This is a genomic window from Yoonia maritima (genome assembly GCF_003003285.1).
Taxonomy (GTDB): domain Bacteria; phylum Pseudomonadota; class Alphaproteobacteria; order Rhodobacterales; family Rhodobacteraceae; genus Yoonia; species Yoonia maritima.
The window spans coordinates 92,534-106,965 of the sequence record NZ_PVTP01000011.1; the positions used below are offsets into that span (position 1 = coordinate 92,534).

17 protein-coding genes are annotated in these 14,432 nt (G+C 51.1%); 8 read left to right on the top strand and 9 right to left on the bottom strand.

All coding sequences use genetic code 11. The features are described 5' to 3' along the window. Positions 1 to 7 precede the first annotated feature (7 nt). The 3 genes from mnmE to hemJ form a co-directional block, all read right to left on the bottom strand. Positions 8 to 1,288, bottom strand: coding sequence for a tRNA uridine-5-carboxymethylaminomethyl(34) synthesis GTPase MnmE (gene mnmE, locus CLV80_RS14800; protein WP_106358713.1), 1,281 nt, complete (start codon positions 1,286 to 1,288; stop codon positions 8 to 10). Positions 1,289 to 1,317: 29 nt separating this feature from the next. Then, on the bottom strand, positions 1,318 to 2,589 hold the full coding sequence (gene rho, locus CLV80_RS14805) for a transcription termination factor Rho (protein ID WP_162617712.1): 1,272 nt from the start codon (positions 2,587 to 2,589) through the stop codon (positions 1,318 to 1,320). A 120-nt stretch (positions 2,590 to 2,709) separates the two neighbouring features. After that, the gene (gene hemJ, locus CLV80_RS14810; RefSeq protein WP_106358714.1) at positions 2,710 to 3,159 is read right to left on the bottom strand and encodes a protoporphyrinogen oxidase HemJ; all 450 of its coding nucleotides are present in this window, start codon (positions 3,157 to 3,159) and stop codon (positions 2,710 to 2,712) included. Between the two features lie 406 nt (positions 3,160 to 3,565). Here hemJ and CLV80_RS14815 point away from each other — a divergent pair, with 406 nt between their 5' ends. Genes CLV80_RS14815 through dnaQ form a run of 4 tightly spaced genes read left to right on the top strand, consistent with a single transcriptional unit; the run spans position 3,566 to position 6,300 of the window. Then, positions 3,566 to 4,165 (top strand): Maf family protein, encoded by a 600-nt coding sequence (locus tag CLV80_RS14815; RefSeq protein ID WP_106358715.1) that lies wholly within the window; start codon positions 3,566 to 3,568, stop codon positions 4,163 to 4,165. Beyond that, complete coding sequence (locus tag CLV80_RS14820; protein WP_106358716.1) at positions 4,162 to 4,989, top strand: shikimate dehydrogenase; 828 nt, start codon at positions 4,162 to 4,164, stop codon at positions 4,987 to 4,989. Before CLV80_RS14815 ends, CLV80_RS14820 begins: the two co-directional genes overlap by 4 nt. Then, the gene (gene coaE, locus CLV80_RS14825; protein WP_106358717.1) at positions 4,986 to 5,588 is read left to right on the top strand and encodes a dephospho-CoA kinase; all 603 of its coding nucleotides are present in this window, start codon (positions 4,986 to 4,988) and stop codon (positions 5,586 to 5,588) included. Before CLV80_RS14820 ends, coaE begins: the two co-directional genes overlap by 4 nt. After that, the gene (dnaQ, locus tag CLV80_RS14830; protein ID WP_106358718.1) at positions 5,569 to 6,300 is read left to right on the top strand and encodes a DNA polymerase III subunit epsilon; all 732 of its coding nucleotides are present in this window, start codon (positions 5,569 to 5,571) and stop codon (positions 6,298 to 6,300) included. The genes coaE and dnaQ overlap by 20 nt, the downstream gene beginning before the upstream one ends. On the opposite strand, the gene secB is transcribed toward dnaQ, so the two are convergent. Next, positions 6,293 to 6,787, bottom strand: coding sequence for a protein-export chaperone SecB (secB, locus tag CLV80_RS14835; protein ID WP_106358719.1), 495 nt, complete (start codon positions 6,785 to 6,787; stop codon positions 6,293 to 6,295). The genes dnaQ and secB overlap by 8 nt on opposite strands. 58 nt (positions 6,788 to 6,845) lie before the next feature. Next, on the bottom strand, positions 6,846 to 7,325 hold the full coding sequence (locus tag CLV80_RS14840) for an FxsA family protein (RefSeq protein ID WP_106358720.1): 480 nt from the start codon (positions 7,323 to 7,325) through the stop codon (positions 6,846 to 6,848). Between the two features lie 110 nt (positions 7,326 to 7,435). Between CLV80_RS14840 and CLV80_RS14845 the strand changes: the two genes are divergently transcribed. From CLV80_RS14845 to CLV80_RS14855, 3 genes are read left to right on the top strand one after another with little or no spacing between them, the layout of a single operon-like run. Then, on the top strand, positions 7,436 to 8,095 hold the full coding sequence (locus CLV80_RS14845) for a Tim44/TimA family putative adaptor protein (RefSeq protein WP_106358721.1): 660 nt from the start codon (positions 7,436 to 7,438) through the stop codon (positions 8,093 to 8,095). A gap of 15 nt (positions 8,096 to 8,110) precedes the next feature. Next, positions 8,111 to 9,055 (top strand): murein transglycosylase A, encoded by a 945-nt coding sequence (mltA, locus tag CLV80_RS14850; protein ID WP_106358722.1) that lies wholly within the window; start codon positions 8,111 to 8,113, stop codon positions 9,053 to 9,055. Continuing rightward, the gene (locus CLV80_RS14855; protein WP_106358723.1) at positions 9,055 to 9,642 is read left to right on the top strand and encodes a Smr/MutS family protein; all 588 of its coding nucleotides are present in this window, start codon (positions 9,055 to 9,057) and stop codon (positions 9,640 to 9,642) included. Before mltA ends, CLV80_RS14855 begins: the two co-directional genes overlap by 1 nt. Here CLV80_RS14855 and CLV80_RS14860 read toward each other — a convergent pair. From CLV80_RS14860 to CLV80_RS14870, 3 genes are read right to left on the bottom strand one after another with little or no spacing between them, the layout of a single operon-like run. Next, positions 9,625 to 10,860, bottom strand: a complete 1,236-nt coding sequence (locus tag CLV80_RS14860) for an MFS transporter (RefSeq protein WP_106358724.1) — start codon at positions 10,858 to 10,860, stop codon at positions 9,625 to 9,627. The genes CLV80_RS14855 and CLV80_RS14860 overlap by 18 nt on opposite strands. 60 nt (positions 10,861 to 10,920) lie before the next feature. Further along, on the bottom strand, positions 10,921 to 12,228 hold the full coding sequence (gene hslU / locus CLV80_RS14865) for an ATP-dependent protease ATPase subunit HslU (protein ID WP_106358725.1): 1,308 nt from the start codon (positions 12,226 to 12,228) through the stop codon (positions 10,921 to 10,923). Between the two features lie 8 nt (positions 12,229 to 12,236). Further along, positions 12,237 to 13,304: a V-type ATP synthase subunit I domain-containing protein gene (locus CLV80_RS14870; RefSeq protein WP_106358726.1), complete on the bottom strand. Its 1,068-nt coding sequence runs from the start codon at positions 13,302 to 13,304 to the stop codon at positions 12,237 to 12,239. Positions 13,305 to 13,467: 163 nt separating this feature from the next. On the opposite strand from CLV80_RS14870, the gene CLV80_RS14875 reads away from it, so the two are divergent. Continuing rightward, complete coding sequence (locus CLV80_RS14875) at positions 13,468 to 13,833, top strand: DM13 domain-containing protein (protein ID WP_165793393.1); 366 nt, start codon at positions 13,468 to 13,470, stop codon at positions 13,831 to 13,833. Here the strand turns inward: CLV80_RS14875 and hslV are convergent. Then, the gene (hslV, locus tag CLV80_RS14880; RefSeq protein WP_106358728.1) at positions 13,830 to 14,384 is read right to left on the bottom strand and encodes an ATP-dependent protease subunit HslV; all 555 of its coding nucleotides are present in this window, start codon (positions 14,382 to 14,384) and stop codon (positions 13,830 to 13,832) included. The two genes, CLV80_RS14875 and hslV, sit on opposite strands and share 4 nt — an antisense overlap. Between the last annotated feature and the right edge of the window lie 48 nt (positions 14,385 to 14,432).

Below are 14,432 nucleotides of genomic sequence, written 5' to 3' on the forward strand. Positions count from 1 at the left end.
AACACTCCTATTTGCCGATGCAAAAGCTAGAAAAGATTTCATCAAGGACTTGTTCTACATCAACTCGGCCGACAAGGCTATCCACTGCGCGAATAGCCGAACGAAGTTCCTCCGCAGTAAGGTCAGTCATCCCATGCTGTACATCAAGATCAGCTTCTGCCGCGTCCAGAAAGCGAATGGCGTTCACCATAGCGATCCTATGTCGTTCGCGCATTGCAATCCCGACAGAACCTACCCGTTCCTTCAAGATATCAGAAATTTTTTCAACAAGCGCATCAACTCCGTCCCCAGTTTTCCCTGATATTGCTAGGCCTTCTCCGCAATCTAGATCAGATTTTGCCCGAACAAGAATATCACTATCACCTACATTAAGTGGTCCAATATCATCAGGTAACAACATATGGACACGTATATCTGCTTGTGCTGCTCTTTCTTTTGCCCGTTGAACACCTATGCCCTCAACCACATCATCTGTGTCACGTAATCCCGCTGTATCCAGCATCGTTACAGCAAGACCATCAAGATCAAGTCGCACTTCGATCACATCACGGGTCGTACCGGCAATTTCTGATGTAATAGCGACTTCTCTACCAGCAAGCCGATTAAGTAGTGTTGATTTTCCGACGTTCGGTGCACCAATAATCGCGACTTCAAAACCGTCTCGCAGACGTTCAGCAATGCGCACGCCTTCTGCTTCGCGACGCATCTGCGCTTTGACTTCGCCGATCAGTTCAAGAACTTCAGGCGCAACATCGACCGGTACTTCTTCGTCCGCAAAGTCAATCGTTGCCTCTAGCAATGCAGTCGCCCGGATCAGCTTTATCCGCCACCCTTCTGCCAGATCACCCAACGCACCAGAGAAAACTCTGACCGCTTGCTTTCTCTGACTCTCAGTTTCAGCATCAATCAAATCGGCTAGGCCTTCGACCTGCGCCAAATCTAGCCGCCCGTTATCAAGCGCGCGACGTGTAAATTCCCCGGGTTCTGCTTGACGAAGTTGAGGATCGTTTCCGAGCACGGTTAACACTGCACTCACGACGGCCGGGCTACCGTGCAAATGAAACTCCACGACCTCTTCGCCTGTGAAACTTTTTCCTTCTGCGAACTTCAGGACCAACGCTTCGTCCAACAATTGCCCGTCAGGATCGGAAAGCACACGAACACCTCGGCTGACAGGTACATTCCCCATCAGCCTTTCAGCAGATCTCACCGCGTCTGAACCTGACAAACGGACCACAGCCACACCAGCCCGGCCCTTTGCAGTTGCTAAGGCAAAAATCGTATCCATAAATCAACCCATTGTATTATAACAATAAGTTACGTGTTCATTGAATCGAAGAAGTCCGAATTTGTTTTGGTCTGCTTTAGCTTACCAATCAAGAATTCAATCGCATCAGTCGTACCCATTGGGTTTAGAATCCGGCGAAGAACGTATGTTTTCGCTAGATCGACCTTATCCACCAACAGCTCTTCTTTCCGTGTACCGGATTTCAGAATATCCATCGCAGGGAATACGCGCTTATCAGCCACTTTGCGATCCAGAACGATCTCAGAGTTACCCGTACCTTTGAATTCTTCAAAGATAACTTCGTCCATACGTGAACCTGTATCGATCAACGCGGTTGCGATGATTGTCAGAGAGCCGCCTTCTTCGATGTTCCGTGCCGCACCAAAGAAACGTTTTGGACGTTGCAATGCATTCGCATCCACACCACCGGTTAGAACTTTACCGGACGATGGAACGGTTGTGTTAAATGCGCGGCCGAGGCGCGTGATCGAATCCAACAAGATCACGACGTCGCGCTTATGTTCAACAAGACGTTTTGCCTTTTCGATAACCATCTCAGACACAGCAACGTGACGTGTTGCTGGTTCATCAAATGTCGAAGAAACAACCTCGCCTTTCACCGAACGTTGCATGTCGGTGACTTCTTCAGGGCGTTCGTCAATCAGCAGAACGATCAGATAGCATTCTGGGTGGTTCTTTTCGATCGAGTTGGCGATGTTTTGCAAAAGAACCGTTTTACCAGTCCGCGGCGGCGCGACGATCAATGAACGCTGCCCCTTACCAATAGGAGCAACAAGATCGATAATCCGTGCTGAGCGGTCTTTGATCGTTGGATCTTCGACTTCCATGTTCAGCCGCTCATCTGGGTAAAGCGGCGTTAGGTTGTCGAACGCAACCTTGTGCTTGGCCTTCTCTGGCTCTTCAAAGTTGATTTGTTCAACCGAAGTCAGCGCAAAGTAACGCTCTGTGTCGTTCGGCTCTTTCATCACACCTTCGACGGTATCGCCAGTCCGCAATGAATGCTGACGGATCATGTCTGGTGAAACGTAAATATCATCTGGACCCGGAAGGTAGTTCGCTTCGGGTGAACGCAAGAAACCAAAGCCGTCTTGCAAGACTTCCAAAACGCCGTCACCGCCGATGATCCATTCTTCGTCTGCCCGCTCTTTCAGAATGGCGAACATCATATCGCCTTTCCGCATCGTCGAAGCATTTTCGATTTCGAGCTCTTCAGCCAGCGACAACAGATCTTTTGGGCTTTGTGCCTTGAGATCAGCAAGGTTCAGACGGTGTTGGGACATCATAAAATCCATCACCAGCCCAATGGCCGGTGTCTTTGCATATAAAAATGGAAAAACCACTTTCCCGGACGGGAAGCTGCGGCACACATAAGCAAACATGCACCGCGAGTCAACGACGCCCTAAAACGGGCGCACAACGACCGCTACAACGATTATCACCATCAGAACTGTCGGAACCTCGTTAGCGAGCCTGTAGACCCGCCCAGAGCGCGTGTTGGTCCCTGCAGCGAACTCTTTCCGTCGTTTACTTAGCCAGCCGTGAAAACCGCTCATTAAGATCACAGATATGATTTTTGCCCATGCCCAGACCGATCCCCAATCGAATGCCCCCATGGCGAGCATGGTCAACCCTGCGATCCAGGTGACGGCCATAGCGGGATTAATAATCACACGAAGCAGTTTTTCTTCCATTACCTGGAATGTCTGATCAAGCTCTGATCCAACCACTGCCCGCTCAGCATGATAAACAAACAAACGCGGTAAGTAGAACATACCGGCCATCCACGAGATGACAGCCATAATATGGATCGCTTTGATCCAATCGTAATAACCGCTCAGAAATTCCAGCATGTGTTTCACTCTCTTCCGTCAGTTACCTCTTAATAAATATATATTAAAAGAAAAGATGATGATGATGATAGTGAGCCCAATTTCTGTGGTTTGTTTTTTCATCCGCAGACTTATCCCAAGGCTGAACTTGGAAAAATAATTATATAACTCTTGTTAGAATTAAGCTTTTATGTCATAAAAACAATACGTTGAACGTTGTAATGTTTTCGCGACCGGTACCTATTGTGACATTGACTCTGCACTTTCGCGCGATTCCTCCACAGGGCCGACTTATCCTTTCCCACCGTGGAAAAATCGGCATAACAGCTGGCATAAGTTTCGACTTTCGCACAGGTTCAGAAATCCACTGACTCATCCCACAGGTCGCCCGCAGGCTGACACACGGTTTTTCCAAAAGGTTATCCACATGACCGATACGATCATATTGGCCTCTGGCTCTGAAATTCGCGCAACATTGCTCAAAAACGCGGGGGTCAACTTTACAGTTTATAAGGCTCGTATTGACGAAGATGCGATCCGCCAGTCTCTCGAGGCTGAAGATGCTGCGCCTCGGGATATTGCCGACACTTTGGCCGAACTCAAAGCACAAAGGGTTGCCGCAAAACATCCAGATGCGCTTGTCATTGGCTGTGATCAAGTTTTGGCGCTTGGGCGCACTATATATAGTAAGCCAGAAACACCCGAGCAGGCGCTTTCACAGTTACAGTCTTTGCGCGGTCAAAAGCATCAGTTGTTGTCAGCAGCTGTGATATACGGCGAAGGCAAACCGCTATGGCGTCATGTTGGCGTTGTGCGGCTGCAAATGCGTGACGCGAGCGACACATATTTAACTGATTATGTTGATCGCAACTGGGAAAGCATTCGTTACTCTGTCGGAGCCTATAAGCTTGAGGAAGAAGGTGTGCGACTTTTCACGCGCATCGAGGGGGATTATTTCAACGTGCTGGGACTGCCGCTATTAGAGCTACTATCTTATCTGACATTGCGTGGGACACTTCCGTCATGACCCAATCACCAAAAGCTTGTGTCATTGGTAACCCAATCTCTCATTCTTTGTCGCCAAAACTGCACGGTTATTGGCTCAAGCGTTATGGGTTGCCGGGTGAATACACCGCCCTACAAGTCACAGAAGGTGATCTGGAAGAAACACTACGGATGCTGCCTAGTCAGGGTTTCGTAGGAGTGAACGTCACGCTTCCGCATAAGGTAGAAGTACTGCAATACGCGGATCAAATTACAGATCGTGCGACCTTGATTGGTGCGGCGAATACGCTGACATTCAAAGAAGACGGACGCATTTTTGCGGACAACACCGATGGCTATGGTTTCATTTCCAATCTGCGCCAAGGCGCCCCGGATTGGGATCCAAAATCTGGGCCAGCCGTAATCTTTGGTGCTGGTGGTGCTGCGCGCGCTGTTATCGTGGCATTGGCAGACGCTGGTGTGCCGGAAATTATCCTTACCAACCGGACCCGTGCCAAAGCAGAAGCTTTGCGCGCTGATTTCGGTGCGCGTATTCGTGTGGTCGATTGGGTTCAGGCTGGCAGTGTTCTGGAAGACGCGAATGTCGTGATCAATACGACTTCGCTTGGGATGAAAGGTGCTGCTGAATTCAAAGTCTCGCTTGATGCGCTGCGCCCTGAAACTGTCGTCACAGATATTGTGTATAACCCGCTGCGTACGCCGTTTTTGAAGGCAGCCGAAAAGGTCGGCTGTACGACAGTCGATGGTTTGGGAATGCTGCTTCATCAGGGTGTGCCTGGGTTTGAACGTTGGTTCGGTAAGCGCCCAGAAGTCGATGAAGAAACGCGTCAGGCTGTTTTAGCATGACAATACGGCTTGGATTGACCGGATCAATTGGGATGGGAAAATCCACGACAGCACAGATGTTTCGCGACGAAGGTGTCCCTGTTTGGGACGCAGATGCCACTGTGCATGAACTATATGAAAAAGATGGATTGGCCGTAGCACCCATCGCTGCTGCGTTTCCCAATGCGGTCGTCGAAAAATCAGTGTCCCGAGACGTACTGAAAGAGTTGATTGCATCAGATCCAACAGTCATCGCGCAGCTTGAAAAAATTGTGCATCCGCTTGTTGCTGACAGTCGCCGTAAATTCTTAGCCAATCATAATGATCCACTGGTGGTTTTTGACATACCTTTGCTGTTCGAAACTGGTGCAGACGAATGGTTAGATGCAGTTTTGGTTGTGACGGCCCCTGCTGACATACAAAAATCACGTGTGATGGACCGGCCCGGTATGACGGAACAGCAATTCAAGACTATTCTTTCCCGCCAAACGCCGGATGCAGAAAAACGTGAACGCGCTGACCATATTATTGAAACGCTGACGCTGGACGATACCCGCGCTGCTGTGCGAAACCTGATTGCGGAACTAAAGGGGCAATCTGATGCGCGAAATCGTACTTGATACGGAAACCACCGGGTTTGAACCCAACGAAGGCGACCGGATTGTTGAAATCGGTGCGATCGAGCTGATCGGCCATATGCCAACCGGCCGTACATATCATCAGTACATCAATCCCGAACGATCAATGCCAGCCGAGGCGTTTGGCGTTCACGGTATTGGTCCCGATTTATTGCAACCGCCCCAAGATCCAAAGCCGGGTCAAGAAACGCTGCGTGACAAGCCAGTGTTCAAAGATATCGCTCAGGCATTTGTTGATTTCGTGGGTGATTCAAAAATGGTCATCCATAACGCCGCATTTGATATGAAGTTTTTGAATGCGGAACTGGGTTGGCTTGGTCGCCCGTTGCTGCCTATGGATCAATCACTTGATACGTTGGCAATTGCACGTCGCAAGTTCCCCGGTTCGCCAGCATCATTGGATGCGCTTTGCCGTCGGTTTGGCATCGACAACTCTTCGCGGACGTTGCACGGCGCGTTGTTGGACAGTGAAATCCTTGCCGAAGTGTATCTAGAGCTGATCGGCGGACGACAGCCGGATTTCGCGCTCTCATCAGACACGCGTTCAAAAGCGAATAGCAATGCTTCAGAAGATTGGCGCCCATCGGCGCGGCCCCAGCCGTTGCCATCGCGGCTAACTGCTGAAGAAACCGCCGCCCATAATGCCTTTATCGACAAATTGGGCGACGATGCTTTGTGGAAAAAGCTTAGTTAACTTTTGCTTTCTCTGCTTCCGCGCGGCGTGCCAGCTCCGAACGGTAGAGCGCAACGAAATCAATTGTTTCTAGGTTAAGCGCTGGGAAACCACCGTCGCGTGTGATGTCGCTGACGATGCGGCGCAGGAATGGGAAAGTGATGCGTGGGCATTCGATCAGCAGATATGGGTGCATCTGCTCTTCTGGGACACCTTCGACGTGGAAAACGCCAGCATATTCGATTTCCAGAACGAACAGTGGCTCGCCTTTGTCTTTAGTTTTGCTGGTGATGTTTAGTTTTGTGATGACTTCGTACTGGTTGTCTGCAGTACGCTTGCGCGCATCTAGGTTCACCTGAACCTGAATTTCTGGTTGGGCTTCGCCAGAAACACCTTTTTGCGCAAGGATATTTTCGAAAGACATGTCACGGATGTACTGTGCCATTACACGGCTTTTGACCTGCGCGGGTTGTGCCGCAGCGGCACCGTTTTCGGGGGTATCAGACATTATAAACTGCTCCGGTTAAATTCTGTTGGCGTTTTCCTAACAGCCAATGTCCTAAGGCTCAATGCTGGGTCCACCCTGATGGCGGATGTGTTGGTTTTTTGTCTCCGGTCACGTCCTGAAATTCACCATCAATGACCTGATCATTGGGTTGTTGTGTGCGTTGCTGGTTGGAAGTTTCTGTAAAGCTAGCGACCTTGATCTTTGAACGGCCCCAGACAAATGCTGCTTGGCGTACCTTTGGTATCAATAGGGAAAGCCCTACAATATCTGTGAAAAAACCCGGTGTTAGTAAAAGAGCCCCTGCGAACAAGATCATCGCCCCATTTGCCAATGGTTCGGACGGATCTTGGAGTTCAGAAAAAGATTGTTGAAGTTTTCCAAGTTCACGCAGGCCCTGTTGTTTTACCAAATATGACCCGGCGATTGCCGTTGTCAGAACAATTAAAAGAGTCCACCAAACACCAATGGCGCCGCCAACTTGGATGAATAACGAGATTTCGATCATTGGGACTGCGATGAATGCGATCAATAGCCACATAGTGGGCGCCTTTCTTAACTTGTTCCGGGCAAGGTGGACTTGGCCCTATACAGCCCCTACATAGGGTTGGAACGGGTATGTTTCCATGCCCCACCCTAATTGAGGTCCGAATGAACTCTGTTATTGAACTTTTGGTATTGGCTGGCATTGCCGTCTTTTTGATCCTGCGCTTGCGGGGTGTTCTGGGCACGCGCGAAGGTTTCGAAAAACCTGTCGTACGCCCGTCACAAGATGATCGGCGTGGAAAAAGGCCTGATCTTGAGCTTGTGAAAGACGGTCCTGATCTGGATATCACCGATCACGTCACTGAAGGTAGCGCCGCAGCGACAGCGCTTGCCGCGATGAAGCGCGTTGATCCAACGTTTAATGTTTCGGAGTTCTTGGGCGGCGCACGTGCCGCTTATGAAATGATCCTGATGGCGTTTGAAAAAGGCGATCTGGACGAAATCAAACCGTTTATCTCTGATGACGTTTACGAAGCTTTTGCTTTCGTTGTCGAAGACCGTAAACGCAAAGGTCTTACTGTTGACGCTACATTCATCGGTGTCAGCGACATGACCTTGGCTGCGGCCGAATTCGATGCATCAAACAACGAAGCAGATATTTCTGTCCGCTTTAAGTCCGAGATGACTTCGGTCGTCCGCGATAACGGTGGTGACATCGTCGAAGGCAGCGACAAAGAAGTGAAACGCCAGAAAGATACTTGGACATTCTCGCGTCGGATGGATGCCGGTGATCCAAACTGGAAACTGGTTGCGACTGGCGAATAAGGTGCAGGCAAGGCAATGGCCGGACTGACATATAGGCAATTGTCCTTTGACGATTTGAACGATTGGGCGGCTGATGATCATCAGGCCGCCCTTGATGTTTTTCTGAACACCAGCGCGCATCTGACCAATGATAACTGGGGCGATATGGCGAATGCCGCGCAATCACCCCGTCAGTTTTTCGAAAGCCACTTTCAACCCGTTTTGATCGAAGACGGTGCACCGATGGTGTTCACCGGCTATTTCGAGCCGCAGCTTGCTGGATCGCGCACAAAGTCTGAAGCATTTTCAATTCCCATCTATGCGTTGCCCGACGAACCGGCCAAATACACACGTCGGCAGATTGACGAAGACCAACCTCTTGCAGGGCGCGGTTTGGAAATTGCGTGGCTTTCTGACCCCGTCGATTTGTTCTTTCTGCAGGTCCAAGGATCAGGCCGCATTCAGCTACCCGATGGTACCATGATGCGCGTTGGCTTCGCAGGCAAGAATGGTCGGGAATATACATCCATCGGAAAGGTTCTTATTGCGCGGCGCGAACTGGCTGAAAGCGATGTGACCCCGGAATCCATCCGTGACTGGGTTGCCCAAAACAGGACGAAGGGTCAGGCGCTTTTGTGGGAAAACGAAAGCTATGTCTTCTTCAAAGAAATAACCGAGGTTCCCGCAGATCACGGCCCTTTGGGCGCATTAGGTGCTTCGATTACTGCGGGTAGATCAATCGCCGTTGATCCAGAAATCACCCCGCTTGGTGCGCCGGTTTGGATTGAAAAAGCTGGGACGCACCGTCTTATGACTGCCCAAGATATGGGATCGGCGATCAAGGGTGCTCAACGTGCCGACATATTCTTTGGCACTGGGAGCGAGGCTGGGCGTCTGGCTGGTCAGGTGAATGATGGCGGACGTATGGTTGTCTTGCTGCCAAATGATATGGCGCAGCGAATTTGCGGAAAGACGACCTGATGCGGCGGCCAAGAAACCTTTCTGAAGAAGAGCGTGCGCTGTGGGATAAAGTTGCCGAACGGGCAAAACCACTTGATCCGAAATCGCACGCTGCTGAAAAGGCACCGATCAAGCCTAAACCAAAACCCCGTGATGTTGGCGGCACACCGATGCCAAACTTTAAGGTTGGACAAAAAGCAAATACGCACCGCCCCCATGATATTTTGCCCAGCATCACAGAACGACTAAGCCGTGCACCTGTACATATGGACCACAAATCATTCGGCAAAATGAAACGCGGTAAACTGGTGCCAGAGGCGCGGATCGACCTGCATGGAATGACTATGAGCGAGGCACACCCCGAACTCGTTGCATTTATACTTGGGTCGCACTCGATCGGGCGTCGGTTGGTTTTGGTGATCACTGGCAAAGGCAAAGATCGTGATGATGGCGGAGCCATCCCAACTCGGCAGGGCGTTTTACGACACCAGGTCCCACAATGGCTTGCGCTTCCACCACTAAACCACGCGATCCTTCAAGTGACGCCAGCGCATTTGAAACACGGAGGCCACGGCGCGTATTATGTGTATTTACGCCGAAGCCGATAGACGGGTTTGCGCCTTTTTGATCGCTGGAACCATGGCAAGTGACGCGATCACGAAAGTTGCTGAGTAAAACAAAAGCTGCGTATCGAATTCAAAGCCGAGATCAATCAACCAACCAGATAGTCCCGGGCCAATCGCGGACCCAAGTACCATCAAAGCAACCGCTGCTGATTTGATGGATCCTATGTGTGCGGTGCCGAAATATGTGCTCCATACGGAACCAGGTAACGTTGATTGACCGCCGCCAGCCAATCCCATCAGGATCACACCCAATGCGGACCAGGCTATCGTGGGGGCAAAGGCGTGAACGATGAATGCGACTGAGTATGGCAGTAGGTAGATCGGCAATAACCGCCCTACCCCGAATTTATCCACGGCCCAGCCAAACAGGAACGTGGAGCCCATGAATGTGAATGTCCCCAGTGGAAATACAGCAACGAATTTCAGATGCTCCCATCCTTTGATTTCTGCAAAGTGGACCTGATGAAACCAGAATGCAGTAGCGAGCATGGGGAACAACGCCATCGCGGGGGCAAGTGTCCAAAATAGCGGGTGGCGTAATGCCTCGGCGCGAGTCCAGTGTCGTCCGTCCATGCCAACAGCAGTGTCGGACTTTGCCGAGGATTGCGGAGTTCGTTCGAGTTTGAGCAATCTCCACAAGAGTGGGATCATGAGCAGAATGAAAACTGCGAATCCGACCCAAATTTTTCGCCATTCCATATGAGATTTTAGCCAGACGCTTGATAGCGGTAGCGCGGCTTCGGCAAGGATAAACCCAAGCGTTGATACAGCGAGCGCACGGCCACGTGTCGCGATGAACCAACGTGAAATCGCCACGATCGAAATTGTGCTGCTCATGCCCTGGCCAAACAGGCGTAGGCAAAAGATGACAAAAACTAAGCCAAGCACATGTGTATTGAACGCCATGCCAAGGCAGGACAACGCCAACAATGTCAGAACGACAACACCCAAACTGCGGACGCGAAACCTGTCTGTCAAACCGCCTGCGTAAATCATGACCCCCGCTGACGTCATTGTGGCAATCATATAGATCAGCCCCCAATCGCCGTTGGATAGCCCGTATTCTTCGCGGATTTCTCCGGCAAAGACGGCGATCAGAAACGTTTGGCCAAAGCTAGACAGGAACGATAAAATCGCGCCAACCCCAAGGAATGGCGCGTTTTCACGGATAAAACGGAAATAAGAGGCGAATGAATTCATACGCCTTTGGTGATCCTGCACCGCCCAAAAGGAAAGCCCTAATGCAGGGGTGCAGCTAAATCACAACACGTAGCGGCTGACATCCAAGGAACGGGACAATTCGCCAAGATGCTTTTCAACGAATGCGGCATCTACGGTGATAGCTTCACCACCGCGATCAGGCGCGTTGAAAGACAGGTCTTCGAATACGCGTTCCATCACGGTGTACAATCGCCGTGCCCCGATGTTTTCAACGGATTCATTGACCTCTGCCGCGATCTTGGCCAGTGCTTTGATCCCTTCGGGAGAAAACGTCACTATGACTTCTTCCGTTTTCATCAGTGCGGTATACTGCAGCGTCAGTGCGTTGTCGGTTTCGGTCAGGATGCGGACAAAGTCGTCTTCAGTCAGGGCTTGCAGTTCAACACGGATCGGCAAACGGCCCTGTAGTTCAGGCAGCAAGTCTGATGGTTTGGCGACATGGAATGCGCCAGAGGCGATAAACAGGATGTGGTCTGTTTTGATTGGGCCGTGTTTGGTTGAAACGGTTGTACCTTCGATCAATGGCAGTAGATCGCGCTGAACACCCTCGCGGGAAACATCAGCACCACGTGCGTCAGAGCGTGCGCAGACTTTGTCGATCTCGTCCAAGAAGACGATGCCATTTTGTTCAACTGCTTCTAGCGCGGCTTTGGTCACTGTCTCATCATCAAGCAGTTTGTCGGCTTCGTCTGCGATTAGCGCGTCATAGCTTTCTGCGACGGTCATCTTCTTCTTAACCGTGCGGCCACCGCCCATTTTGCCGAACAATTCGCCAATGTTCATCATGCCGCCCATTCCGCCGGGCTGGCCAGGTATTTCAAAACCACCCAACGGGTTGGATGTGTCTGCCAGCTCCAGCTCGATCACGGTGTTGTCCAGTTCGCCAGCCTTCAGCTTGCGTCGGAACATTTCGCGGGTTCCATCGCGGGCATCGGTGCCAGCAACAGCTGTGATAACGCGGTCTTCGGCGGCTTGTTGTGCTTTGGCTTTGACGTCTTCGCGCATGTGCTCGCGCGTGTCCAAGATTGCAGTATCAACCAGATCACGGATGATTTGTTCAACGTCACGGCCGACGTAGCCGACTTCGGTGAACTTTGTTGCTTCGACCTTGATGAATGGCGCACGGGCAAGTTTCGCCAAGCGGCGGCTGATCTCGGTTTTACCAACACCAGTGGGCCCGATCATCAAAATGTTCTTTGGGTAAACTTCATCGCGCAAATCGTCGCCCAATTGCTTACGGCGCCAGCGGTTACGCAGGGCCACAGCCACGGCGCGTTTTGCGTCGTTCTGTCCAATGATAAACCGATCAAGTTCCGATACGATTTCACGTGGGGTGAGGTCAGTCATGTCAATCCTTACACATGGGATGGAGGCAGGCGGTGCAATGGAAAACCAGCCGGCAGCAAACGCAAAGTCCGCGCACGAATTTTTTCCCAAAAAGCACCTAAAAACAGCATGATTGCGCCAAGTAGCAGAACTGTTAGGGCGACGCCATCGCCATCCAGAACTGTGATTGCAACGGTCACGATATAGCCAATTGCCGTAATCAAAAATGACCGCCGGTCGATGATGATCGCAATAACAGCGAAGATACCAAGCACAACAAATAGTCCAAAGTTTGCGGCCGACGTCCCTTGGTTCAAGAGAGTCAGGCCGATTGTGTTAATCAAAGCAGGCGCTGCAACGACATGCAGCCAAAACCCGTTCGTTGATCGCCGGGTGACGCGATGTGGGTCGCTCATATCGAACATCATGGCGACGGCAAAAACAATAAGCCCCAACACCAGTGTGATCCACGCAAATGGTCCGCCAGCGGATAGCAAGAAAAGGTCTTTGAATTCGTTAATTTCGCCACCTTTGCTGGCGGTGAACACCATCGAGACAACGAAAAACCCGATAGCAAGGATTGCCATCGCAAACGGTACGCGAAAGCGCCACCAATAGATTAGGAGCGAAATCAAACCTAGGAAAAGCGGAAGCGGGATGCTTTCGAAATTACCCTGACCAACCATAAACGGTTCGGCGAAATAGCTTAGAAAACCAAAGGTCGCGTTGATGATAAACATAATCGCAAGCGTCGATGCGGGGCCGATCATGCGGCGCTTTCTGATGAAGTATTCTGACAGTAGCCAGATCGCGACAGCGCCAGCCAACGTAACGCCGATGACATAGCGTTTAAGGTCAACAATTTCGTCACCTAGCGCGAGCGTAGCAACCGAATACCAACCGATACCAAGAATAAATAATCCGATGATTATGAAGACTTCGTTGAAACCACGAAACAGTTCGAACGGTTCATCGCCGGGCGACAGATCAGAACCTGATGTTTTCCGCTGTTGCGCAAGCTGCGCCAGATCAGCGGCTTGTCGTTCGGACAATAGGCCGCTGTTGATCGCAGCGCGTAGGTCATCTGTGTCAATCATCGGCATTCCTTTGCGTTCGTCACACCTAAGTGTTGTGGCATGCAACTCCAAGGGTGACACCTTCCTTTTGCCGTAAGTTGCAGCGCTTCACAAACGCGTGGGGATGATTGTTTGAAAACCAATGCGCTGTACGATTAGCAGCAACAGAAACAGGAGGTTTCCGATGGATAGACGTTCTTTTATCACGGCGTTGCTAAGTACAGCAGCATTGCCAGCATTTGCAGGTGGCCATGGCCGTTTAGGTACATGGGGTGGCATCAATGGCCATACGGTGACGGGCATCGCTGAAATCGCGGGAAGCGAGATCAACCTGCTTGATGATTTTGTGTTTGATGGCGCGCCGGACCCCAAAGTCGCGCTGGGCAAAGACGGGGTTTATGACCCCGCCACCATTATGGGACCGCTTGCCAGTGATACTGGTGCATCCCAATATATGGCCCCAGAGGGTATCGATACATCAGCCTATAACGAGGTCTGGATTTGGTGCGAGGAATTCAACGTCGGTCTTGCCGTCGCACCAATCACTTAACCGATGCTTTCGACTGTCAATTTGCCATTGGTATAAACACAAATATCAGCGGCAATTGCCATCGCCTTACGCGCAACTGCTTCGGCGTCCATGTCGCTGTCCATCATGGCGCGACCAGCAGCCAGCGCAAAGTTTCCGCCGGATCCGATGGCTGCGATATCATGTTCAGGTTCCAGAACATCGCCCGCCCCTGTAATCACAAACAGGTCTTTGCCATCGGTGACGATCAGCATCGCTTCTAGCTTTTGCAGATATTTGTCTGTGCGCCAATCTTTGGCAAGATCAACACTTGCGCGTGCCAGCTGACCGGGGGTTGCTTCTAGCTTTTTCTCGAGCCGTTCAAGCAGGGTAAACGCGTCAGCGGTCGAACCCGCAAAACCAGCGATCACATCTTGTCCGCCGGGTGACAGGCGACGCACTTTTCGTGCTGTGCCTTTGATCACAGTTTGGCCAAGGCTAACCTGCCCATCGCCAGCAATTACAACTTTACCATCCTTGCGCACACCGATGATCGTTGTGCCGTGCCAGCCGGGGAATTCTTCTTTACTCATCAATCTGCTCCTTGCGGGTTGGACACTATATGGCGGTGCGCGCGCGGG

What these genes read in the sequence shown, in the direction of transcription:
- hemJ (WP_106358714.1), bottom strand. Translation starts at nt 3,159, where the DNA reads ATGCTGGAATTTCTGAGCGGTTATTACGATTGGATCAAAGCGATCCAT.
- mltA (WP_106358722.1), top strand. Translation starts at nt 8,111, where the DNA reads ATGGCCGGACTGACATATAGGCAATTGTCCTTTGACGATTTGAACGAT.
- secB (WP_106358719.1), bottom strand. Translation starts at nt 6,787, where the DNA reads ATGTCTGATACCCCCGAAAACGGTGCCGCTGCGGCACAACCCGCGCAG.
- coaE (WP_106358717.1), top strand. Translation starts at nt 4,986, where the DNA reads ATGACAATACGGCTTGGATTGACCGGATCAATTGGGATGGGAAAATCC.
- dnaQ (WP_106358718.1), top strand. Translation starts at nt 5,569, where the DNA reads ATGCGCGAAATCGTACTTGATACGGAAACCACCGGGTTTGAACCCAAC.
- hslU (WP_106358725.1), bottom strand. Translation starts at nt 12,228, where the DNA reads ATGACTGACCTCACCCCACGTGAAATCGTATCGGAACTTGATCGGTTT.
- CLV80_RS14815 (WP_106358715.1), top strand. Translation starts at nt 3,566, where the DNA reads ATGACCGATACGATCATATTGGCCTCTGGCTCTGAAATTCGCGCAACA.
- CLV80_RS14860 (WP_106358724.1), bottom strand. Translation starts at nt 10,860, where the DNA reads ATGAATTCATTCGCCTCTTATTTCCGTTTTATCCGTGAAAACGCGCCA.
- rho (WP_162617712.1), bottom strand. Translation starts at nt 2,589, where the DNA reads ATGTCCCAACACCGTCTGAACCTTGCTGATCTCAAGGCACAAAGCCCA.
- hslV (WP_106358728.1), bottom strand. Translation starts at nt 14,384, where the DNA reads ATGAGTAAAGAAGAATTCCCCGGCTGGCACGGCACAACGATCATCGGT.
- CLV80_RS14820 (WP_106358716.1), top strand. Translation starts at nt 4,162, where the DNA reads ATGACCCAATCACCAAAAGCTTGTGTCATTGGTAACCCAATCTCTCAT.
- CLV80_RS14840 (WP_106358720.1), bottom strand. Translation starts at nt 7,325, where the DNA reads ATGTGGCTATTGATCGCATTCATCGCAGTCCCAATGATCGAAATCTCG.
- mnmE (WP_106358713.1), bottom strand. Translation starts at nt 1,288, where the DNA reads ATGGATACGATTTTTGCCTTAGCAACTGCAAAGGGCCGGGCTGGTGTG.
- CLV80_RS14870 (WP_106358726.1), bottom strand. Translation starts at nt 13,304, where the DNA reads ATGATTGACACAGATGACCTACGCGCTGCGATCAACAGCGGCCTATTG.
- CLV80_RS14845 (WP_106358721.1), top strand. Translation starts at nt 7,436, where the DNA reads ATGAACTCTGTTATTGAACTTTTGGTATTGGCTGGCATTGCCGTCTTT.
- CLV80_RS14875 (WP_165793393.1), top strand. Translation starts at nt 13,468, where the DNA reads ATGGATAGACGTTCTTTTATCACGGCGTTGCTAAGTACAGCAGCATTG.
- CLV80_RS14855 (WP_106358723.1), top strand. Translation starts at nt 9,055, where the DNA reads ATGCGGCGGCCAAGAAACCTTTCTGAAGAAGAGCGTGCGCTGTGGGAT.